This is a genomic window from Rossellomorea arthrocnemi (genome assembly GCF_904424705.1).
In the GTDB taxonomy this organism is placed as follows: Bacteria; Bacillota; Bacilli; order Bacillales; family Bacillaceae_B; genus Rossellomorea; species Rossellomorea arthrocnemi.
The window spans coordinates 1-23,551 of the sequence record NZ_CAJGBF010000031.1 but is presented as its reverse complement, the minus strand read 5'-3'; the positions used below and the strand labels follow the sequence as shown (position 1 = coordinate 23,551).

Sequence of the window (23,551 nt, the reverse complement as noted above, 5' to 3'; positions counted from 1 at the left end):
GCTTCGCTGAAAGGTCGTCAGTACAGAACCCTCCAGAACAAGATCGCTTGGACCGGAGGGTTCTTTACCCCCTGACGGAAATGAGCCATAATCATTGAGATCTCATCTTTAGTTGGTGCCATGATAGACAAAATATGTAATGATAGGCGTATGTCTCTATGCAAAGATTTTCTTAAGTGCTATAATTCTTTTGTTTGTTGAAAATATTGTACGAAAATGTATGAAATAGTGGTCTGAATCTTATATAATAATATCTTTAGCATCCATGTTGGTTTATTGTGCTATGAAGAATATAAAGAGGTGTTGAATGAATTGTCACAAAATGAAACGCCGTTGTTTACCGGCCTAATTGAGCATAGTAAAAAAAATCCTGTACAGTTCCATATTCCCGGCCATAAGAAGGGTGCAGGTATGGATCCTGCATTTAAGGAATTTATCGGAGAGAATGCTTTATCTATTGATTTGATAAATATTGGTCCTTTAGATGATCTGCATCAGCCCAAGGGAATGATCAAAGAAGCCCAGGATCTGGCTGCCGAGGCTTTTGGTGCCGATCATACCTTCTTCTCTGTTCAAGGGACAAGCGGAGCGATCATGACGATGGTCATGAGTGTATGTGGTCCTGGAGACAAGATCATAGTTCCGAGAAACGTCCATAAATCTGTTATGTCTGCGATTGTTTTCTCTGGAGCAACACCTATCTTTATTCATCCGGATATTGATGAAGATCTTGGGATCTCTCACGGGATCACAACAGACGCGGTTGCAAAAGCATTGGAACAAAACCCTGATGCCAAAGGTGTACTTGTCATCAATCCTACCTATTTCGGGATTTCAGCAGACTTAAAGAAAATCGTAGAAATCGCTCATTCTTACCAGGTACCTGTACTTGTCGATGAAGCCCATGGTGTTCATATCCATTTCCATGATGACCTTCCCCTTTCCGCTATGCAGGCAGGTGCTGATTTAGCAGCTACCAGCGTTCATAAGCTCGGGGGTTCCATGACACAAAGTTCTGTTCTTAATATGAAAGAAGGACTAGTTTCTGCTAAACGAGTACAAACCATAATGAGTATGCTGACGACGACTTCGACTTCTTACTTACTACTTGCCTCCCTGGATGTTGCAAGAAAACGACTTGCTACTGAAGGACGTGAGCTCATCACCAAAACGATTGAACTCTCACAAGATATCAGGGGGCAAATCAATGAAGTCGATGGTCTATACTGTGTTGGTGAAGAAATCCTCGGAACGAAGGCCACTTATGCTTATGATCCGACAAAGCTGATTGTATCAGTGAAAGATCTGGGAATCAGTGGGTTTGATGCTGAGAAGTGGTTAAGAGAAGCCCATAATATCGAGGTTGAAATGTCTGACCTATACAATATTCTTTGTATCATCACACCAGGTGACACGAAACGTGAAGGGAATCAATTGGTTTCAGCATTAAAAGAGCTGGTTACAAGCCTTAAGAATCAGGGGGAGATGGCTCCAGTTAAAGTGATGCTGCCAGATATACCTGTACTGTCCATTACACCGAGGGACGCTTTTTATGCTGATACTGAAGTCATTCCGATAGATGAATCCGTTGGAAGAACCATTGCAGAGTTTATCATGGTCTATCCTCCTGGAATTCCGATTTTCATTCCAGGTGAAATCATCACTCAGGAAAACATCCATTATATCAAAACGAATATCGAAGCTGGCCTTCCTGTCCAAGGACCTGAAGATTATGATTTACGCCACTTAAGAGTCATCAAAGAGCATCGGGCTATACGATGAACAAAAAAAGGATGAAGAAGGTCAGCCCTTCTTCATCCTTTTTATTTATAAGAACCCCTTAAGACGCTACTAATCCCCACTCCCCTAAACAGGCATTAATCATCTAATTCTTTATCGTCGTTGCAGTCACAGCAGTTAGAGAATAAAACAGAAACCTTCTCATCTTCATAATGCTCAATAGTACTAAGGCATGATTGACATACAATTGTTCCCATCTTTTTTCCTCTCCTTCACGATGTTTTTGTAAACGCTTTATCTTATCTGCTTCTATAATAATATAACACATTTAAAATTTCAAGCCTAAATTGTATAACATATTTAACTTTTCATCCTCATAATCAATCATACTATTAATGATAAAAATAGTATGTAAGGGTTATCATAAATATGATAAAGTCAATAAAAAAACTGCATAGGTGAAGGAGTTCACCTATGCAGCGCTGATCATGATTCAATTGTTATTATTCGGTTTGGATCAAGTGTTTCATATCCCTTAGCACGAAGCCCCTTCACTATGTCTGTCAATGCTTCACTTGTCCATGTACGGTCGTGCATGAGGAGGTTTGCTCCGTTATTCAGAAATGGACTGTTTACCATGATATCCGTGATGGCTGCTTTGCTTTGATATTGTTTTTCCCAATCATAACCGTATGTCCAGTTCATCAAGGACATTTTTTCTTCTGCCGCAAGCTGCCGGCTGTAATCTGTGTTCTGTCCGAATGGCGCCCTGAAAAATTTCGGCTTTTCTCCTGTTATGGATTCAACAAGATCACTGACAGAAAGGATTTCCTCTTTTTGCTTTTCCGATGAAAGATCTCTCAAGCTACTGTGACTGTACGTATGATTTCCAATCATGAATCCCATATCATGTATCTTTTTTAACGTTTCCTTTTCCTCTGGTGTATCGAGGAAATGACCATTTACAAAGAAGATGGCAGGTGCATTCAATGCTTTCAGGTCTTTGGCCATTTGGAGAGCATGTTGATCAGGTGCATCATCAATCGTCAGTAGTACCACTTTAGGATTGGCATTACCAATTGGTTCGATGCTCCAATTTGCCTGATTGATCTTATAGTCCTTTGTTTGAACCACTTCTTTTGAAGGTTCTACCTTCTCATCCGTGTCACTTTTTTTCTCTTCAGTCTTCGGACTTTCACTTGTCTTCTGACCCTCATCTTTTACTTCGGTCTGATCAGATTTCTTCGTTTCCTGGCTGGTGCCCGTTTGTTCGCTGCCGCAAGCAGTTAATAGTAGGAGGGTTAATCCGGATGCTAAAATCTTTTTCATGTCTCTCACCTTTCCCTGTTCACTTTGAATATTTTAACATATTTGAAAAAGAATCTGGGAAAGATTTAAAATATTTCCATCATATTTTCAAATGCGATTTTGAAGACAAAAAAGCACGTCAAACTAAATGAAGTAATAAATAATGTAAGTTTCCTTGATTGTACGATCTTTTTAGCAGCCATAAAGGCAAGGTAAAAAAACAGGACAAACATAATCCATTTATACTCTAAATGATCCTTCTCAGATATCCATTCAGCTATTGAAAACACACTCCATAAAATCATCTGAACCAAAAAAGCAACATACGGTTTCATGACCATAACATCCTTTAACAGATTATTTACATTAGCCTTGCTTTTCTTTTACCCGTCCTATGATTTTAAAACCTATAGTATCCTACATTTATTTAAGGATTCACGCAAATCATTGTATGATCATAGTATATTCTTTTAAGATGACTTTCATTATGTATGTCTTTTCATTTTTGTAACATTTTAATGACTTGGCTCTTTTTCATTTTTCCCTATGATAAAATGTGACGTAAGATCAGTTAAAAAGTCATTAATTTACAAATTTCAAACTCCACGTTCATAGCATCGTTTAAGAAAAGAGGATGATGTGTGAAACATATACTAACTTTTGTTATACTAACTTCCACTATGTTACTTTTGACTTCGTGTAATGATATCACTTCAAATAAGGTAGTTTTGGCACAGGATCAGTTTATAGATAAACAGGTTATCTTTTTTACGGATGAGAGGAATGTTTCCAGAGAAATACCCTACTATGATGCCATCATTGAACTAAAAAAACAGTACCCCCATCACTTTAAGCAGTTAAAAGTTGTTAGTGTAAACACAAAAGCAAAAAATAAGATCGCGGATACTCCACCTACTTCTCCAGCTATTGTAGTAGTAGAAAACAATCAGGTCATATGCAAAGTGGAAGGATATAATACGAAAGAAAACATTGTCAAGCCTGTTTCCAGAATAATTAAATCCTGGAAACAATAACTGATGAAAAATGGGATCGAAGCATTGGAGGCTTCGATCCCATTTTTCATGCCATATACAGAAAGGATGATCCCGATACGGAATCATCCTTTCGTCATGGCGATTATTTAATAATGTGTATTGGGCTTCCCATCGCAACTTCTGCTGCTTCCATGGAAATCTCACCTAACGTTGGATGAGCATGAATCGTCATCGCAACATCTTCGGCAGTCATTCCGGATTCGATTGCAAGTCCTAATTCGGCAATCATGTCTGATGCACCAGAACCAACAATTTGAGCTCCGATAATTAATCCGTCTTCTTTACGAGTAACAAGCTTCATGAAACCATCACTTGCATTAAGAGCTAAAGCACGGCCATTCGCAGCGAATGGGAATTTAGCAGCTGTTACTTCGATGCCTTCCTCTTTCGCTTCCGCTTCAGAATAACCCACTGTTGCCAGTTCAGGATCTGTGAAGCAGACAGCTGGAATACCGAGGTAGTCGATTTCTGCCGGTTCACCAGAGATAACCTCAGCAGCAATTTTACCTTCGTAAGAAGCTTTGTGAGCAAGTGGTGGTCCATCAACGATATCACCGATGGCGAAGATGTTCGGGATGTTCGTGCGGCATTGCTTATCAATTTTGATAACTCCGCGGTCTGTCATCTCGATTCCAACTTCTTCAAGACCGATTTCATCTGTGTTTGGACGACGGCCAACTGTTACTAGAACGTAATCAGCTTCAACCGATTTCTCTTCGCCCTTCACTTCATATTTAACTACGACTCCGCTGTCACTTTCTTCAACGCCTTTAGCCATTGCTTTCGTTACAACCTCAACGCCTTTTTTCTTGAGCTCTTTTTTCACGACCGATGTCATTTGCTTTTCGAATCCGCTAAGGATATCGTCAGCACCTTCTAAGATCGTTACTTCTGATCCAAGATTGGCATAAGCAGTACCAAGCTCGGTTCCGATATAACCTCCACCGATTACAACAAGCTTGCTTGGAATTTCTTCTAGAGCAAGTGCGCCTGTAGAATCAAGTACGCGTTTAGAAAATTTGAAGCTTGGGATTTCAATCGGACGTGAACCAGTTGCAAGGATCAAGTTGTTGAACTTGTATGTTTGAGCTGAATTGTCATCCATTACACGAAGTGTATTAGCATCTACAAGGTAAGCTTCTCCGCGAACGATTTCAGCTTTATTTCCTTTAAGAAGTCCTTCCACACCGCCGGTTAATTTCTTCACAACTCCAGCTTTCCACTCTTGAACTTTATCGAAATTCACTTTTACGTTTTCAGCAACGATCCCCATGTCATCAGAATGCTTGGCCTGATGAAAACGGTGACCTGCTGTAATAAGAGCTTTAGATGGGATACAGCCAACGTTTAAGCATACTCCACCCATGTTTTCTTTTTCGATGATTGTTACTTTTTGCCCAAGTTGAGCTGCACGGATTGCAGCAACATATCCTCCGGGACCTGAACCGACTACGATTGTATCTGTTTCGATTGGGAAATCTCCTACTACCATTGTATTACGCCTCCATTAATAATAATTCTGGATCGTTCAACAAACGCTTGATATGGTTAAGTGCATGTTGAGCAGTAGCTCCGTCGATCATGCGGTGATCGAAGCTCAATGATAATGCTAACACAGGTGCCGCTACAATTTCACCATTTTTAACGACAGGTTTTTCTGCAATGCGTCCAACACCAAGGATCGCAACCTCCGGATGGTTGATGACCGGGGTGAACCATTGTCCACCGGCAGAACCAATATTCGTGATTGTGCATGATGCACCTTTCATTTCATCGCCTGAAAGTTTACCGTCACGTGCTTTTCCAGCCAGTTCGTTGATTTCATTTGAAATCGAGAACATGGACTTACGATCTGCATTTTTCACAACCGGTACTAATAGACCTTTGTCAGTATCAGCAGCGATACCGATGTTGTAATAATGCTTCTGAACGATTTCGCTTGTCGCATCGTCAATTGAAGTGTTTAGAGCAGGATACTCGCGTAAAGCACTGGTTAACGCTTTAACGATGTAAGGTAAGAACGTTAATTTCACACCTTTTTCAGCTGCAACTTCTTTGAACTTCTTGCGGTGGGCCCAAAGTTTCGTAACGTCGATTTCATCCATCAATGTTACATGAGGAGCCGTATGCTTAGAGTTTACCATTGCTTTCGCGATCGCTTTACGCATTCCGCTCATTTTCTCACGCGTCTCTGGATATTCACCCTCAGGAGCCTTAGGTGCAGATGCTTTAGACTCTGTTTCTGGCGCTTTTTCTTTTGTTTTCGCTTCTTCTGTCGACTCGGCAGGCTTTCGGTCTCCGCTTAAGAATGCGTCAATATCTTCTTTCAGGACACGTCCATTTTTACCAGAACCGGATACTTGGCGAATTTCAACACCGTTTTCTCTAGCGTATTTACGAACAGAAGGCATTGCGATCACACGCTTATTAGGGTCAACATCTACATCAGCAGCTTGACTGGAAGTTTCAGATTTCTCTTCAACAGCTTCAGGAGATGCATCTTTCTTAACATCTTGACCTTGTTCAGCAGTTGCTTGAACTTGACCTTCTGTTTTCTCTTCAGCTTTGGTTTCTTTCTTGTCTTCTTCTCCGCCCTTGAACTGCAGGTCTTCATAACCAGGTGCATCGAACTTGATAAGAGTATCGCCTACAACGGCTACTGTACCTTCGTCAACAAGAAGTTCTTCAACGGTTCCTGCAACCGGAGAAGGAATCTCAACAACGGCTTTATCATTTTGCACTTCACATAGTACATCGTCTTCTTCCACTTTATCGCCCGGTTTTACAAACCATTTGACGATTTCACCTTCATGAATACCTTCACCAATGTCTGGTAATTTGAATTCGAATGACATGGACTCGACCTCCTGTATTGAATAATGATTAATAGATGAATGTAATGGTTCTATCTGTCTCTAGTTCTAATATCTATAATTGGAAAAGAGAAGGGTGGAATGCCCTTCTGTTTTCATTTGAGTATCTTGGGAGGGCTTATTCCGCCCCTTCCCATTAGAAGTTTAGTACTTTTTTCGCTGTCTCGATAACGTCTTTGTGGTTTGGTAACCAGATAGGCTCTGCTTGAGAGAAAGAGAATACTGTATCCGGTGCCGCTACACGAAGAACTGGTGCTTCCAGGCTAAGGATCGCACGGTCATTGATTTCGGCAACGACGTTCGCTGCGATTCCTGCTTGCTTTTGAGCTTCTTGAACCACGATGGCTCGGTTTGTTTTCTCAACAGATGCCATGATTGTGTCAATGTCCAATGGACTTACAGTACGTAAATCGATTACTTCAACTGAATGACCTTCTTTTTCAAGCTCATCAGCCGCTTTTAATGATTCGTGTACCATAGCTCCGTAAGAGATGATCGTAAGGTCTGTACCTTCACGTTTCACATCTGCTTTACCTAGTTCAATTGTATATTCCTCTTCAGGAACCTCTTGACGGAATGAACGGTATAACTTCATATGCTCCAAGAAAATGACAGGGTCATTATCACGGATGGATGAAATCAATAGACCTTTCGCGTCATAAGGAGTTGATGGAATGACCACTTTAAGACCTGGTTGTTGAGCCATCAAACCTTCTAAGCTGTCCGCATGAAGTTCTGGAGTATGTACTCCACCACCGAATGGGGAACGGATTGTGATTGGTGAAGTATACGTACCACCTGAACGGTAACGCATACGTGCCATTTGTCCGCTTACTGAATCCATTACTTCGTATACGAAACCGAAGAATTGGATTTCCGGTACTGGACGGTACCCTTCTAATGCTAAACCGATTGCTAAACCACCGATTCCTGATTCTGCTAGTGGAGTATCGAATACACGGTCTTCACCGAATTCTTTCTGAAGTCCTTCCGTTGCACGGAATACACCACCGTTAAGACCTACGTCTTCACCAAAAACTAAAACGTCTTCGTTGTTGCGTAGTTCTGTGCGCAGTGCATCAGTGATCGCTTGAATCATTGTCATTTGCGCCATGGCTTATTTCGACTCCTTTTCTTTGTAGATTTCTAATTGTTCTTTTAAGTTATAAGGAAGTTCTTCATACATATTGTTGATGAAGTCAGTCACTTTTTGTTTTGGAGCTCCATCTGCTTCCTTGATCGCTTTTTTGATATCTTCTTTCGCTTCTTCGATTACTTCGTTCTCTTTCTCTTCACTCCATAATCCTTTACCTTCAAGGAATTTACGGAAACGCACTAGTGGATCTTTCTTTTCCCAATCCGTATCCATTTCTGAAGTACGGTAACGCGTCGGGTCATCACCAGCCATTGTATGTGGACCATAGCGATAGCAAAGTGTTTCAATCAGTGAAGGACCTTCACCATTTACTGCACGGTTACGGGCTTCTAAAGTAGCAGAATAAACCGCTAACGGATCCATACCATCAACTAAGATACCAGGGATACCTGCAGCAACCGCTTTTTGAGCAATCGTACGTCCTGCTGTTTGCTTATCACGAGGAGTGGAGATTGCAAATTGGTTGTTTTGTACAACGAAAATCGCAGGAGCTGCATAAGAACCTGCAAAGTTGATTCCTTCATAGAAATCACCTTGTGAAGATCCACCGTCTCCAGTATACGTAACGGCAACAGCTTTCTTACCACGCTTCTTAAGGCCAAGTGCCACTCCTGCAGTTTGAATGTATTGTGCACCGATGATGATTTGTGGTGATAATACATTTACACCTTCAGGAGCCTGATTACCTTTGAAGTGTCCACGTGAGAATAAGAATGCTTTAGCTAATGGAAGCCCGTGCCAAATGATTTGAGGAACATCACGGTATCCAGGAAGGATCCAGTCTTCCTTCTCAAGTGCGAAGTGAGAAGCGATCTGAGATGCCTCCTGCCCTGCTGTTGGTGCATAGAAACCTAAACGTCCTTGACGGTTCAGTGAGATTGATCTTTGATCAAGAATACGAGTATAAACCATACGGCGCATTAATTCCTGAAGATCCTCATCAGAGATCTCCGGCATAGCGTCTTCGTTTACTACTTCGCCTTCTTCGTTCAAAATTTGGAACATTTCAAACTTGTCTTCAATTTGCTCGAGCGTCTTAACTGCATCGAATTGTGCCTTCTTTGATTTAGAAGCCATCGAAGTCACCTATCCTTTCTTTATACATTTATTTTGGTTTTTTTACATACATCGTTTAGATTACCCAAATTTAGTATGACCTACCACAATACTTGCGGATTAACACACACTATTAATAGTTTTCCACAAATACCAAGAAAGAAAACCCGAAATTACATTCGAGTTTATCTGTATCAGTCGAAATTCTATATCGACTAATACAATTCATGAATACCTATCCTAGTTTACAATATTAAAATTCAGTTAGTCAACGACAAAGTATTACAAATTCATGTTTCTTACTATTCCTTAAAATATTTTCTACCATTTATTTTCAAAACTGTATCAATAGATAAATGCACACTGTTATATAAAAACACACAACAGGAACTCATCTGTTATAGAGTAATGAACCCGACACACAATCAATCTCAAAAAAAAGATGAAGGATGGCTATATACCCTCCTTCATCTTTTAAGTACCTGTTTATTAAGACTCTTTGACATCAAGCTCTGCATTAGAGTAAAATTTTTGTTTTTGTTTGTTGAATTCATCTGTCTTCTTATTGTACTCCTCATTGAACTTCACTATTTTCTCGTATTGTTCATTAATGGAAGCGATTTGTTTCTCCAATTCTTCCATTGTGAGGTCTTCTTTTTTGAACATAGTATATAGTTCCTTATCAAGAGACAGTGCCTTTAAATAAGAAGTTGTAAGCTGTTCATGGAGGTTATAACGTTCTTCCATCGTTTTGTTCAGCTCTTCTGCTTCTTTTTTTAGGTCTTCACTTTCTAACTTATCCACATATTCGTCTGCCTTTGCAAACTCTTTCTTGGCTTCACTCATGGATTCACGTTCTTTTTCAATATACTCTTTTCTCTTAGCGATGTTGTCCAGTGCTTCATCCGAAAGCTTTACAATTTGGTCAAACTCTTTCATTCCAAGATCCATGATTTTCGTATAAATCTCTTTTTCCTTTTCTTCTGACTCTTGAAGAGGCTTTTGAACTTCAACATATTGACTTTCTTTGGCTACGGTTTCTTCAAGAACATTATACAAATTTTCCTCGGGTGAAGAACCACCAACACAACCCATTAATAAAAAAATGGCGGCTCCTAAAATGAAAGCAAAACGAAAATTCGACACAACCAGATCCCCCTTAACTATTTACCACCTTCTACTATATCTATGTCTACATCTTTTGACAATAGGGATTTACAACTGTGGAAAAAAATGTCGATTGGACTGTTCTTCCTCTTAAAATAATTATGTCTATTTCATGTTGAGTATTCCAGTTAATATTAAATCTCATTCATTAACTTTTCCTGTAGAAAATGATAGACTATTATCATACATAATAGATTATCTTAATACGTAAAGTAGAGAAGGGATCATCTAATTGGCCCTGTCTTTTTTGTGTTCTGGAAGACCTGGCTAAGGTATTTCTATCTCTATTGTACTTGAGGAGGAAAAACAATGATTACGATGAATGATATCATCCGTGAGGGTCACCCTACATTAACCATGGTGGCTAAGGAAGTACCTATCCCGCCATCCCCTGAAGATCAGGAAACACTGAGAAGCTTATTAGAGTATGTAATAAATAGTCAAAACCCGGAAACAGCAAGCAAATATGGGCTAAGACCCGGAATAGGACTGGCTGCACCTCAGATCAACGTTTCAAAACGAATGCTTGCTGTAAACGTCACGGATGGGCAAGGAAAGTTATACAGCTATGCCTTATTCAATCCAAAGATCATCAGCCATTCTATTGAGAAAGCCTATTTAACCTCCGGGGAAGGGTGTTTGTCCGTTGACCGGAGTGTGCCGGGCTTTGTTCCAAGGTATGCGAGAGTGACGGTTAGAGGATGGGATTTGGACGGCAATGAAGTAAAACTTCGTCTTAAAGGACTCCCGGCAGTTGTGTTTCAACATGAAATCGACCATCTGAATGGTATCATGTTCTATGACCATATAAATCCGAACAATCCATTCCAACCGATCCCCGATGCCATTGCCATCGAACGATGAACGAGAAAAAAGACTCCCACTGTTGTTACTTAAGCGGGAGTCTTTGTTAAATCACTTAGATTAATCCTAGTTCCTTTAGACCTTTGAATATGCCATCATCATCCACATGTTTTGTAATGAAGTCTGCATGCTTTTGAACCTCTTGAACTGCATTGCCCATTGCGACACCGGTTCCGACGGATTGAATCATCTCTATATCATTCAAACCATCACCAAATGCATACACATCTTCCATCTTGAATCCGAGCTTTGCAATCATCTTTTTGATACCCTCAGCTTTTGATCCCCCTTTTGGGAGAATATCCATGGAGTATTGATGCCAGCGGATAAAAGTGAAATCAGCGTACTTCTCCCGATAAAAGCCCTCTTCTTCTTTTGTACAGAATAATAAGGACTGATAGATGTCTCTTCCTTTATAAAAATCAGGAGAATACCCTGGATGAGGAAACTTCAGACTGTTCATACTCTCTTCAATATAATCATGGTGCTTATGGTTTGATTTCATCGTTTGATGATTTAAATGAACGACGGGATGCTCTTTCGTATACGTATCCTCTAACAGTTCTTCCAGTATTTCAACCTTCAATGGATTTGTATAGATGACTTCATTCTCAAAGACCACGTATTGACCATTGAATGAAACAAATGATTCAATTCCCAATTCTTCTCTCAAACCTTCATACATAAATGGGGCCCTTCCAGTGGCTATCGCAACATACGTTCCGTTTGCCTGCAATGTCCTGATGGCTTCTTTTGTGGCCTGAGGCAGTTTCTTGTCGTGATCAAGCAGCGTACCGTCTATATCAAAGAAAACTATTTTAGACATGATCGTTCTCCTTTTCAAAATATTCGATTGCTAATCTATTTTACCCGTTGTTTAAGGTAATCCTTTGCAATAGAAATGTCAATGTAGATGCCCTAACATAACGATTTACCAAACTTATCCATGTAAGAGATTCCATAAATTCCGTACAATATAAGTAACACAACAGAGACGTCTGTATTATTGTTCCTTTACTTCATAGGAAAATCTCGGTAAACTATTGATAAGGAGTGATCCACCATGTTAAAGAAGCTCAGAAAGAAGCTTTTAAAACAGTGGAAAGAATTGCTTAGAAAAAAAACAATTGCATGAACTTTTGTTTCTCAGAGAGACCGACTTTATAGAGAAACACTACTAAGATGATTGATTTTCGGATATACTGACAAACATTTGCACAATGAATAAGGGACTGACGCCACTAGTGAGCTTTTCGTCTCCATTGGTATTAGTCCCTCTTCTATCTTTGTCATGATTTAGTAAAGGATTATCCCAAAAACTTTATTTACACGGAAGAATCCTTTATAATTTACTACATACATAAAACTAGATGATTCATTCCTATTTAAATGATTGCCTATTATATAAGATTATGAGCAAAGACTTCAGGATTTGGACCATTTTGGTGAAAACTGTTTCACCAGCCCTTCAGAACCATTGAACGGCCGCCCTGTGTTAAGGAAATGATTCTTGGATGAAAATCGTTTTTTTACCACAGGGCGAAAATGAGCCATTACTGAACATCATCATGTTCAGACCACACAGGTATACTTTACCGATTAGAAGGGTACCTCCCCTCTAATGTCCTAGCTCCAGCATCAAGCGCTGATCGTCATGGATGAAATGTTACCCTTCAAGGAAGGGTGCTTGCTTTCATGCCGTCTTGGTACCTTTGATGCCGCTTATGTTATGTAGTTGATAACTTTTTTATCATAGATGAAAGTTAGATTTTTTGAAAACGGATAAGGAGAGAGAAAAATGATTTTTAAAGTATTTTATCAAGAAAGTAAAGCAGAAGTGCCTGTTCGCGAATGCACTCAATCCCTTTACATGGAAGCAGATTCAGAACGTGAAGTACGCCTAAATTTAAAAGACAAACCGTATAATATCGAATTCGTACAAAAGCTTGAGGGCGCTTTTTTAGAGTATGAGCAAAACCATCATTCTTTCGGGCTGGAGCAATAATTTAATGAAATTTGTAAAGAATGACCAAACCGCTGTATTTGCCCTTGGCGGTTTAGGTGAAATCGGTAAAAACACATACGGCGTACAATTTCAAGACGAAATTATCCTGATCGATGCAGGAATCAAATTCCCTGAGGACGAACTGCTCGGTATCGATTACGTGATCCCTGATTATACGTATCTCGTGAAAAATGCAGATAAAATCAAGGGTCTCTTCGTCACTCACGGACACGAGGACCACATCGGCGGAATCCCATATTTACTACGCGAGTTAAATATCCCAATATACGGTGGGAAGCTTGCTCTGGGTCTTATAAAGAATAAACTTGAAGAACACGGATTATTGCGTAATGCGAAATTAAATGTCATCCAGGAAGATGATGTGGTGAAATTCCGCAAAACATCTGTTACCTTCTTCAGAACAACACACAGTATTCCGGATTCTTACGGAATCGTTGTCAAAACACCACCTGGTAATGTTGTGCATACAGGTGACTTTAAATTTGATTTCACGCCGGTAGGTGAACCCGCGAATTTAACCAAAATGGCTGAAATCGGAAAAGAAGGCGTTCTTTGTCTTCTGTCTGACAGCACAAACGCTGAGGTTCCAAACTTCACCATGTCCGAACGTAAAGTTGGTGAAAGCATCAATGATATTTTCCGCAAAGTGGACGGCCGGGTTATATTCGCTACTTTCGCTTCTAATATTCACCGCCTTCAACAAGTGGTTGAAGCAGCAGTCTTTCATAATAGAAAAGTCGCTGTTTTCGGGAGAAGCATGGAAGCGGCCATCACAATTGGACAAGAATTGGGATACATCAATGCTCCTAAAGATACCTTCATTGAACATAACCAGATCAATCGCCTTCCAGCGAATGAAGTGGCTATTCTATGTACAGGTTCCCAAGGTGAACCAATGGCTGCACTGTCCAGGATTGCAAACGGTACACACCGTCAAATCCAGATCCAGCCTGGTGACACTGTTGTATTCTCTTCTTCACCAATCCCGGGGAATACAATCAGTGTAAACCGTACAATCAACCTGTTATATCGTGCCGGTGCAGAAGTCATTCATGGACCATTAAGTGATATTCATACATCCGGTCATGGTGGACAACAAGAGATGAAGTTGATGCTTCGCCTGATGAATCCAACTTTCTTTATGCCTATTCACGGTGAGTTCCGTATGCAGAAAATGCACGCCCAGCTTGGAGTGGATTGTGGTGTGCAAGCGGAAAACTGCTTCATCATGGATAATGGTGAAGTCCTTGCATTAAGCAATGATTCAGCACAGGTAGCTGGGAAGATTCCTTCTGGAAACGTCTATATCGATGGAAGCGGTATTGGTGATATCGGTAATATCGTCCTTCGTGACCGACGTATCCTGTCAGAAGAAGGCCTGGTGATCGTCGTTGTCAGTATCGACATGAAGGATTTCAAAATCGCTTCCGGCCCGGACCTTATTTCCAGAGGATTCGTTTACATGCGTGAATCAGGTGATCTTATTAATGAAGCACAGACACTTATTTCTAAACACCTGAACAAAGTTCTTGAAAGAAGAACCTCCCAATGGTCAGAAATCAAGAATGAAATTACAGATACACTTGCTCCATTCTTATACGAGAAAACAAAACGTCGCCCGATGATTTTACCAATCATCATGGAAGTATAATAAAGAAAGAGGCTGACCCATTTGGGTCAACCTCTTTTTTGTTTTACAATACCTTTTTTTCAAATCGGCTAATATCTGTATCAGCACCTATGACAATAAGGATGTCCCCTACACGGATTTGTTCATCGGCTTGAGGAGACACGATGATATCCTTTTCCCTTTTGATTGCCACGATGTTGATACCGAATTGAGCCCGGATATCTAAATCAATCAGAGAGTTACCACTAAGGTGTTCATTGGCAACGATCTCCACAATGGAATGTTCATCTGATAATTCCAGATAATCGAGCACATTATTTGAAATGATATTATGAGCAATCCGTCTTCCCATATCTCTCTCGGGATGGACGACCTGGTTCGCACCGATTTTACGCAGCACCTTTTCATGATAATCATTTTGTGCTTTTACGGTAATCTTCTTTACACCGATTTCCTTTAACATCAAAGTCGTTAGGATGCTCGATTGAATATCATCACCGATTGCGACAATTACATGATCAAAATTTCGTATCCCCAGGCTCTTCAATACGGATTCGTCGGTTGAATCCGCCACTACCGCATGTGAAGCGATGGAAGAAAATTCGTTAACCTTGTCCTCATCCTGATCGATGGCCATAACCTCCATGCCTTGATCTGTCAATGATCGGACGATACTGCCGCCAAATCGGCCCAAGCCTATTACAACAAACTCTTTTTTCACCTTTTATCCCCCCGCACTCTCTATAATCTATATTTTAGCACAAAAAAAAGGAGAAAATGAAATTTCTCCCTTTCCTTTTTAGTAATTCACCGAAGGAACGCACGGATTACTTGTTCCCTTTGACATAATCAGCATCAAATAAGAATAGTCTCATCAAAAGATAGAGGGATGGAATCAATAATAACAACCCTGCGATAAAGACAATAACGAGAGCCATCCCCATCGTTGGATTGGTGACACTCGTTTCAATCGTAATGAACGGCTTCAGGATGTAAGGCAAATGTGACGCCCCATAACCGAAGAAAGCAAAGAAAAACTGCAGCATAACGAGAGTGAACGCAAACCCAAAATTTTTCCTTTGATAAATGAATAGGGATGCACCAAAGAAGCAAACCAATGATAAACCGAACATCCACCAAATATCTATGGCGCTATCGAAATGCTCAGGGTTATGTTCTCTTAAAGATACGAACACTAATAAGCTGGCTAAAATCGTCGGCGGGCTCCAGAAAAGTGAAAACTTCCTCAATTCTTCCCTTGAGTCCATATCTCCTGCGCGATTGGCATAATAAGTAAGAAAAGTCGCACTGATGAATAGTACCGATACGATGGACAGGGCGACTACACTCCATGAATAAGGACTCGTAAACAGTTCACGGGCCAGGAAAACAACCTTATCACCCTCTTCTTTCAAAAAACCGCCTTCTGAAATAGTCAATGCCGTAGACAATGAAGCAGGAATCAATAATCCTGTTGCTCCGTATAAAAACAAGTAGAGCATACTGTCTTTTGAACCATAGTTTCCGAAAGCGTAAAAGCTCCCCCTGATGGCCAGTAAAATAATCGCAATGCTCCCTGGCAGCAATAATGCTGTCCCGTAATAATAGGCTGCGTCAGGAAAAAAACCGACCAAACCAACAAAAAAGAAGACAAAAAAAACGTTTGTAACTTCCCAGACAGGAGAGAGATATCGACTGATCAACACATTTAATGTATGCTCTTTCCCTTTCATTCTACCGTAAAAGGCGAAGAAGCCAGCTCCGAAATCAATCGAAGCCACTATCAGATAACCATATAAGAAAATCCACAATACGGAAATCCCCACGATTTCCAAACTCATACCCATTCCTCCCTCTCAACAAAATAATTGGTCACGGCATTTTTAGTTAAAGCCTTTCCAATTAACTCACTTTCTTAGGAAATCGTTGTTCCAACTCAGCCTCAGCAGGCTTATTTTTAAACAGTTTAATTAACACGACCACACACAGGATACCTAGTAGTATATAGAGACCTACAAACAGCGCAAACGTTAAGCCCACTCCATCGGCCTTTGTTGCAGCCTCAGCCACTTTCATATACCCGCGCAAAATCCATGGCTGGCGGCCAACCTCTGCATAAATCCAACCAAATTCGATGGCCATCATCGCCATTGGTCCACTCGCAACAATCCCCCATAACAGAGGTTTATTCCATTCATTCCGTTTCTTCCATTTCCAAAATAGGATGAAAGCCGCTGCAATGAAAATACTGTAAAACCCGATGGAAACCATTAGATCAAATAAATAATGGACCCACAAAGGTGGCCTCTCATCTTCAGGAAATTCATTCAAACCGATAACCTCTGTGTCAAACGAACTTCCAGCCAAGAAACTCAGAAAGCCTGGCAATCGAATCTCATTATGGACTTCATTATTTTCATCCAGCGTTCCAAATACAATCAAATCGGCATTCTCTTCAGACTCAAAATGCCACTCTGCAGCTGCAAGCTTTTCCGGCTGATACTCAGCAAGGAACTTTGCTGACAGATCACCTGCCAGAGCAGCACCAAATGCAAAGATCAACGCGGATACCATCGTTAAACGAAGAGCTTTCTTATGATAGTCCCCACCCCTTTTACGAAGAATCGCAAATGCTGTAATAGCCGCTAATATAAGAGCAGATGCTAAGTATGCAGTCGTTAACACGTGAAACACTTTTGTTGGTGTCGCCGGATTTAACATTGCCGCAATCGGATCGATATTGATCGCTTTTCCATCTTTCAATTCAAATCCCTGAGGCGTATTCATAAACGCATTCACTGTCGTAATGAACAAAGCCGAAGCAGAAGAGCCGATCATTACCGGTATTGTCAGCAGCCAGTGAATCCACTTATTCTTAAATCGATCCCATGTATAAAGGTAAATCCCCAGAAAGATCGCCTCAAAGAAAAAAGCAAAAGTTTCCATGAATAAAGGCAGGGCAATCACCTGACCAGCCACCTGCATAAAGGATGGCCACAACAAAGAAAGCTGCAGACCGATCGCAGTACCGGTCACAACCCCGACTGCAACGGTAATCGTAAATCCCCTCGCCCATCTTCTGGCCAGTAATAAATAATGAGGATCATTCCGTTTGATTCCAATAAACTCTGCTATGGAAATCATGACTGGAACCCCTACCCCTATCGTTGCAAAAATAATATGGAATGCAAGGGTTGTCGATGTGAGCATCCGACTCAAAATCACACTATCCAAAACCATTCTATACTCCCCCTACCGATTTACTTTTATCGTAAACAGCTCTTTCTTACTGTTTATCACTTATGGTTCATTATAAAACCTCTCGAATAGTTTGTGAAGTATTGAACATGAATATTTTGTGACATTTTTCACAAAGTTTTGTTCGTATCTTTTTTTAGAGGTATTTTTCATTGGATGGAGTTGAAGTTTTGTGGAAGTGAGTAGGTTCTTCCTTAGCCTTTCCTTGAGAAGTAAGATTCATAGTACTGATGAGTTTCTAAATAAATTCAACACTTAAGAACTCTCTTACTCGTTTATTTGTTAACGTGGGGTTAACGAGTAGTAAGTCATCATTGTCTGTTGTTCCCAAAAACAAATACAAAAAACCCCACACATCAGTGTGGGGCTTCCAAACCTGACTCACATCGCGTCCAACATTCTGAACTGTGACTTTACCAGCTCAAAATAATCACCTTGTTGTTCCATCAATTCGTCGTGGTTACCTGATTCTTTGATTCTTCCATTTTCAAGGACAAAGATATTGTCGGAATCCCTGATTGTTGATAGGCGGTGGGCAATGATGATTGCGGTCCTGCCGTTCAGTAGTTTCTTAAGGGCGTTTTGAATTTTCACTTCTGTTTCTGTATCGATGGATGCCGTCGCTTCATCCAGGATGATGATGCGAGGATTCGCTAAAAGGGCACGAGCGAAGGACAATAATTGTCTTTCACCGACGGATAATACATTTCCACGCTCCTCGACTTCAGTTTCAAATCCATTGGATAGCTTATCAATGAACTCGTTGGCACCGATGGCTTCGGCTGCCTTCATGACCTCTTCATCGGTTGCATCAGGGCGTCCGAATCGAATATTATCCATAATCGTTCCTGAGAAGATAAAGGTATCCTGAAGGACAATGCTGATTTGACTTCGCAAGCTTGAAACGGATGCATCCCGTAGGTCCACTCCATCAATCTTCACCACGCCATTTGTCGGATCATAAAACCGGCTGATCAGATTCGCAATGGTTGTTTTTCCTGATCCCGTATGTCCGACCAGTGCGACGGTTTGACCGGCTTTCATTTCCAAATTGATGTCCCGAAGTGCCTTTCGTGTATCATCGTAAGAGAACTCTACATGTTCAAATTGAATTCTCCCTTTAATCTCCGTAAGATTTAAGGCATTCGTCTTTTCGTTTACAATCGGTTGTTCATCAAGGAATTCGAATATGCGCTCTGATGAAGCCATCCCGATCAAGAGCTGGTTATACACCTGTCCGAGTCGTGAAATCGGCTCCCAGAACATGCCCAAATAGAATGCGAATGAGACGAATTCTCCAAGTTCCAGTGAACCATTTTGAATTAGATGGGCACCAAACCAAATGAGTACAGCAGTTCCAATGGCATTCGTTAATTCAACCAGTGGACGGAACATGGCATTTTTCTTCGTCGCTGTTCTCCAGCTATCGAAATTTTCTGTATTGACTCCATCAAAGAAAGCCATGTTTTCTTTTTCCTGGGTAAATGATTGGGTCACCCGGATACCCTGGATGCTTTCATTCAGGTGGGAGTTAAGCTTTGATTGCTTAAGCCTAACCATTTGCCAGGATCTTCGTATGTTTTTTCGTAAGCTTGTTGAGATGAAGAACATAATCGGCAAAATGACCATGACGGCCAGCGTCAATTCTGGACTTAATGTAAAGAGAATCACAATGATTCCAATGAGCAAGATGACGTCCATCAGGAGATTGATGACTCCATTTGTGAAAAGCTCCTGCAGGGAGTTGATATCATTCATGATCCGGACAAGGATCGATCCTGCAGAACGCTGATCAAAGAAACGGTGGGAAAGCCACTGGACATGACTGAATAAATGTTTTCTCAGGTCGTAAATGACCCCTTGGCCCAATTGATTCATCCATCTTATCCGAAGGACGTTTGCAACATAATTCAGAACATAAAGTCCCGCTATAATTCCCACAAGGGTGAATAAAAGATTCTCATCTTTTTGCCTGATCGCCTTATCAAGTGTGTAGACCCCGATCAGGATTGGAATAATCAACCGAATGGCCGTTGTAATCAGAACAGTGATAATGGATAAGGGCAACAATTTTTTTGAATATGGTTTTAAATACGTCAATAACCGATAGAGTTGTTCCCAGTTGAATGGCTTATCAATCACTTGATCTGTTGAGTAATGGAACCTGCTCAGTATATTTTTATTCACTTTCTTCTTTTCACTCAAATCCTCTCACCTACCCTTCCTGAGTTTGCAATATTTTTTTCTGATCTTTGTATTGAATATCATAGATTCGCTGATATGGCCCACTATTTTCCAATAAGAAATCGTGAATTCCTCTTTCAACGACTTTCCCGTTTTCAAGGACAATGATTTCATCTGCATGCTTAAGGGACGAAATACGATGGGCGATGATGAAGGTCGTTCGATCGGACATGACTTCTTTCAACGCTTTTTGAATCCTGAATTCCGTTTCCATGTCCACGGCACTCGTAGCATCATCCAGAATCAGGATCGATGGGTTTGTACAGATGGCCCTCGCGATGGCAATCCGTTGTTTTTGACCTCCTGAAAGCCCCAGGCCCCGTTCTCCAAGTCTGGTATCATATCCATCAGGCAAACTGGAAATGAATTCGTGTGCCTCTGCACGTTTAGCTGCTTCTATGATTTCCTCCATGGATGCTTCCGGCCTACCATAGGAAATGTTTGCTCTAATGGTGGAGGAAAATAAGAATGATTCCTGGAGAACGAATCCAATGTTCTGACGGAGGGATTTTAAGGAATAATCTTTTACATCCCTTCCATCAATGAGTATTTCTCCCTCTTCCGGCTCATAGAAACGTGTAATAAGCTGGGTGATACTTGTTTTCCCGGACCCTGTGCCCCCAATCAAACCAATGACCTTTCCGGGTTCCGCCTTAAAGGAAATATCCTCAAGGGCAGCCTCGTCATGAACCGTGTAATTCAGTGAAACGTGCTTGAACTCTACTTCACCTTTCATTCGATCGACGTGAATGACTTCACTATGATCCTTAATTTTTTCATCCACTTCCAGAATCTCTAATAACCTCTCTCCTGATGCCTTTGATTGGGAGAAAAGGTTGATGGTGAATCCAAGATTCATGATCGGCCAGATAATATACCATACCAAACTATAAAACGCGACCAGCTCTCCTGGTTGTAGGTTACCGTTCATCACCAGATATCCACCATATGCAAGGAGTGTCACGACACTCACATTCCCTAAGAACTCCATCAATGGAAAGTATTTTGCCCAGATGTCCGAGGTGAAAAGGTATTTATCTTTATAATCACCGTTGGACCGGTTAAATTTACTGATTTGAAAATCTTCACGCGACAGTGATTTCACCGTATTGATACCGGAAATATTCTCTTGTACATTCGTGTTCAACTTTCCGAAGGACTTTCGGATTCCCCGGAAGGCAGGATGGACCGCCTTATCGAATTTGTACACAGCAATGGCAAGGAACGGTAATGCAACCAGCGTGACAAATGTCAATGAAGGTGAATAGTAGAACATCACTCCAAAGCTGACCGTAACCAACAGGAAGAAGCGTAGCAGTTCTGAGAAACCAAAGGATAAGAAAAAACGGAAAGCTTCTACATCCGCAGTCAAACGTGACATCAAATCCCCTGTTTTGGCATTATCATAATAACTGAATGGGAGAAACTGAAGCTTCTCGTACAATTCATTTCTCAGTCGGTAGACAGAGGTAATCCCGAAGAGATCCCCATTGTATTGTTGGATGAATGTAGCAATCCCTTTCAATACCATAATGCCGATGAATCCAAATGCTAAATATGGAATCCACCCATATTCCCCTTGCAAAATAACATCATCAATTGTAATTTGTAATATCATTGGATAAACAACAGTGATGCCAGTAACAAAAATCAAGAAAATCATTGAGATGATAAAATGCCTTTTATAAGGCCAGTAAAAGGCTTTCAATTTTTTAAATGTATCCATAATTCCTCTCCCCTCCATGTTCCATAAAAACAACGTACTACTAAATATATCGGCTTTCGAAATATTTATCTACCCTTTTTTTGAATTTTTTACTTTTTATGAATCCTCCCTTAAATCTAACTATTCATATTCATTTTAAAAATGAATCCAAAAAAAAAGATCGGTCTTTTGACCGATCTCTCCTCCATACTTGGTTTGAATCTTAATTGTTTTTTTCCAATTCGTCCAAGACACGGTTGACACGCTTTTCAAGCATCTTCATTCCGCTGCCGCCTGCTTGGAAGTGACGAAGATTACCATCTTTGTCGAATACATAGTAAGCCGGTACGTATTGATTCTCAAAAGAATCTGTCAGTTTATGCTCACTGTCTACAAAAATTGGTTGAGTGATATCATGTTGAGCTGCAACCTTTTTGATTTCGTCAAGATTTAAGTCGTCTTCAGAACGTGGCATGTGAACTGCCATAACATTCAGCTTGTCACTGTAACGATCACGAAATTCGTTAACTTGCGGCATAGCTTCTTTACAAAGGTGACAGGAGATCGACCAGAAGTGTATAAGGGTAGGTTTTACTCCTACCAAATCTTCTTTTGTCACTTCTCCATTTAACCATTCAGTAGCGCCGGAAAGTTCAGGCATAGGTGCACGAAGCTTCACTAATATAGCCTCCTTCAATCAGTCTTGGGATATCTTTTAGTATGAACAGGGCGATTCTTTCCTTTGGATGATAAGAAAAGGCCTAACAAACGGTTAGGCCTTTATTCATTTGGAAAATTATAAAGTTTTTTGACCTGGCTTCCAGTTCGCCGGACAAAGTCCGCCAGTTTGAAGTGCTTGAAGTACACGCAATGTTTCTTCAACATCACGACCGATGTTATTGTGGAATACTGCCTGGTATTGAAGCTCTCCTTCTGGATTGATGATGTAAAGGCCACGAAGTGCCACACCCTCTTCTTCAATCAGAACGCCATATTCACGTGAAACAGAGTGGTTTGTATCTGCCGCTAATGGATAGCTTAATTCACCGATACCGTTTTCTTTGCGGTCGGTGTTGATCCAGGCTAAGTGTGTATGAATAGTGTCGGTAGAGACACCAATGATTTCTGCATCTAAGTCTTCGAACTCATCGTAACGGTCTGACATTGCTGTGATTTCCGTTGGACATACAAATGTGAAGTCCATAGGATAGAAGAACAATACTGTCCATTTGTCATTTTTCATATTTTCTACTAATGATACTTTACCGAATTCCTTGTTTGGCATTACAGCGTCCATTTCAAAACGTGGAGCCTGTTTACCAACCATGCGTTCTGCCATGAAAAAATCCCTCCAATGAGTGTTTGATAAAATAATTTTGTGAAGGCAAGCAGGATATCCTGTCCTTATTGACCCACTTTTTCATTATATAGGATTGGTTTTTTTTAGTCAATTATAATAAATATAATAT

Annotated in this window: 20 protein-coding genes and 2 pseudogenes; 5 read left to right on the top strand and 17 right to left on the bottom strand. The window is 40.6% G+C overall.

Going from position 1 to position 23,551, the window contains the following annotated elements:
• The first annotated feature begins 312 nt into the window (after positions 1–312).
• Positions 313–1,782, top strand: coding sequence for an aminotransferase class I/II-fold pyridoxal phosphate-dependent enzyme (locus BAA9072_RS22445; protein ID WP_201716800.1), 1,470 nt, complete (start codon positions 313–315; stop codon positions 1,780–1,782).
• A gap of 95 nt (positions 1,783–1,877) precedes the next feature.
• Here BAA9072_RS22445 and BAA9072_RS22440 read toward each other — a convergent pair whose 3' ends face one another.
• The 3 genes from BAA9072_RS22440 to BAA9072_RS22430 form a co-directional block, all read right to left on the bottom strand.
• Entirely contained in the window at positions 1,878–1,997 is a 120-nt protein-coding gene (locus BAA9072_RS22440) for a GapA-binding peptide SR1P (RefSeq protein WP_079531615.1), read from the bottom strand.
• 229 nt (positions 1,998–2,226) lie between these two features.
• Positions 2,227–3,069, bottom strand: a complete 843-nt coding sequence (locus BAA9072_RS22435; RefSeq protein ID WP_201716799.1) for a polysaccharide deacetylase family protein — start codon at positions 3,067–3,069, stop codon at positions 2,227–2,229.
• Positions 3,070–3,134: 65 nt separating this feature from the next.
• Positions 3,135–3,383: a hypothetical protein gene (locus BAA9072_RS22430; RefSeq protein WP_201716798.1), complete on the bottom strand. Its 249-nt coding sequence runs from the start codon at positions 3,381–3,383 to the stop codon at positions 3,135–3,137.
• A gap of 306 nt (positions 3,384–3,689) precedes the next feature.
• Here BAA9072_RS22430 and BAA9072_RS22425 point away from each other — a divergent pair, with 306 nt between their 5' ends.
• On the top strand, positions 3,690–4,082 hold the full coding sequence (locus BAA9072_RS22425) for a hypothetical protein (protein WP_201716797.1): 393 nt from the start codon (positions 3,690–3,692) through the stop codon (positions 4,080–4,082).
• A gap of 103 nt (positions 4,083–4,185) precedes the next feature.
• Here the strand turns inward: BAA9072_RS22425 and lpdA are convergent, their stop codons facing one another.
• From lpdA to BAA9072_RS22400, 6 genes and pseudogenes are all read right to left on the bottom strand, one after another.
• Positions 4,186–5,595 (bottom strand): dihydrolipoyl dehydrogenase, encoded by a 1,410-nt coding sequence (gene lpdA / locus BAA9072_RS22420; RefSeq protein ID WP_079531622.1) that lies wholly within the window; start codon positions 5,593–5,595, stop codon positions 4,186–4,188.
• Positions 5,596–5,599: 4 nt separating this feature from the next.
• Positions 5,600–6,541, bottom strand: a pseudogene (locus tag BAA9072_RS22415) (2-oxo acid dehydrogenase subunit E2); the annotation flags it as partial.
• Between the two features lie 252 nt (positions 6,542–6,793).
• Positions 6,794–6,958 (bottom strand): annotated as a pseudogene (locus BAA9072_RS24750) (biotin/lipoyl-containing protein); the annotation flags it as partial.
• A 154-nt stretch (positions 6,959–7,112) separates the two neighbouring features.
• Entirely contained in the window at positions 7,113–8,090 is a 978-nt protein-coding gene (locus tag BAA9072_RS22410) for an alpha-ketoacid dehydrogenase subunit beta (RefSeq protein ID WP_034756039.1), read from the bottom strand.
• Positions 8,091–8,093: 3 nt separating this feature from the next.
• Positions 8,094–9,209 carry a pyruvate dehydrogenase (acetyl-transferring) E1 component subunit alpha gene (gene pdhA / locus BAA9072_RS22405; protein ID WP_201716795.1) on the bottom strand — a complete coding sequence of 372 codons (1,116 nt, stop codon included), beginning with the start codon at positions 9,207–9,209 and terminating at the stop codon, positions 8,094–8,096.
• Positions 9,210–9,677: 468 nt separating this feature from the next.
• A complete protein-coding gene (locus tag BAA9072_RS22400; RefSeq protein WP_230980975.1) occupies positions 9,678–10,334 on the bottom strand; it encodes a YkyA family protein in 657 nt (218 codons plus the stop codon).
• 330 nt (positions 10,335–10,664) lie between these two features.
• On the opposite strand from BAA9072_RS22400, the gene def reads away from it, so the two are divergent.
• Entirely contained in the window at positions 10,665–11,219 is a 555-nt protein-coding gene (def, locus tag BAA9072_RS22395) for a peptide deformylase (protein WP_201716794.1), read from the top strand.
• 55 nt (positions 11,220–11,274) lie between these two features.
• Here def and BAA9072_RS22390 read toward each other — a convergent pair whose 3' ends face one another.
• Complete coding sequence (locus tag BAA9072_RS22390) at positions 11,275–12,048, bottom strand: Cof-type HAD-IIB family hydrolase (protein ID WP_201716807.1); 774 nt, start codon at positions 12,046–12,048, stop codon at positions 11,275–11,277.
• A gap of 969 nt (positions 12,049–13,017) precedes the next feature.
• On the opposite strand from BAA9072_RS22390, the gene BAA9072_RS22385 reads away from it, so the two are divergent.
• Both BAA9072_RS22385 and rnjA read left to right on the top strand, forming a co-directional pair.
• Positions 13,018–13,224, top strand: coding sequence for a DNA-dependent RNA polymerase subunit epsilon (locus tag BAA9072_RS22385; RefSeq protein ID WP_201716793.1), 207 nt, complete (start codon positions 13,018–13,020; stop codon positions 13,222–13,224).
• A gap of 4 nt (positions 13,225–13,228) precedes the next feature.
• Positions 13,229–14,896: a ribonuclease J1 gene (gene rnjA, locus BAA9072_RS22380; protein WP_201716792.1), complete on the top strand. Its 1,668-nt coding sequence runs from the start codon at positions 13,229–13,231 to the stop codon at positions 14,894–14,896.
• A gap of 43 nt (positions 14,897–14,939) precedes the next feature.
• Here the strand turns inward: rnjA and BAA9072_RS22375 are convergent, their stop codons facing one another.
• From BAA9072_RS22375 to BAA9072_RS22345, 7 genes are all read right to left on the bottom strand, one after another.
• Positions 14,940–15,596, bottom strand: coding sequence for a potassium channel family protein (locus BAA9072_RS22375; protein WP_201716791.1), 657 nt, complete (start codon positions 15,594–15,596; stop codon positions 14,940–14,942).
• A 106-nt stretch (positions 15,597–15,702) separates the two neighbouring features.
• The gene (locus BAA9072_RS22370; protein WP_201716790.1) at positions 15,703–16,716 is read right to left on the bottom strand and encodes a cytochrome d ubiquinol oxidase subunit II; all 1,014 of its coding nucleotides are present in this window, start codon (positions 16,714–16,716) and stop codon (positions 15,703–15,705) included.
• A 61-nt stretch (positions 16,717–16,777) separates the two neighbouring features.
• Complete coding sequence (locus BAA9072_RS22365) at positions 16,778–18,115, bottom strand: cytochrome ubiquinol oxidase subunit I (protein ID WP_201716789.1); 1,338 nt, start codon at positions 18,113–18,115, stop codon at positions 16,778–16,780.
• A 399-nt stretch (positions 18,116–18,514) separates the two neighbouring features.
• The gene (locus BAA9072_RS22360) at positions 18,515–20,338 is read right to left on the bottom strand and encodes an ABC transporter ATP-binding protein (protein ID WP_201716788.1); all 1,824 of its coding nucleotides are present in this window, start codon (positions 20,336–20,338) and stop codon (positions 18,515–18,517) included.
• A gap of 10 nt (positions 20,339–20,348) precedes the next feature.
• Positions 20,349–22,103 carry an ABC transporter ATP-binding protein gene (locus tag BAA9072_RS22355; protein ID WP_201716787.1) on the bottom strand — a complete coding sequence of 585 codons (1,755 nt, stop codon included), beginning with the start codon at positions 22,101–22,103 and terminating at the stop codon, positions 20,349–20,351.
• Between the two features lie 202 nt (positions 22,104–22,305).
• Positions 22,306–22,761, bottom strand: coding sequence for a TlpA family protein disulfide reductase (locus BAA9072_RS22350; RefSeq protein WP_201716786.1), 456 nt, complete (start codon positions 22,759–22,761; stop codon positions 22,306–22,308).
• Between the two features lie 117 nt (positions 22,762–22,878).
• Entirely contained in the window at positions 22,879–23,421 is a 543-nt protein-coding gene (locus tag BAA9072_RS22345) for a peroxiredoxin (RefSeq protein ID WP_201716785.1), read from the bottom strand.
• Between the last annotated feature and the right edge of the window lie 130 nt (positions 23,422–23,551).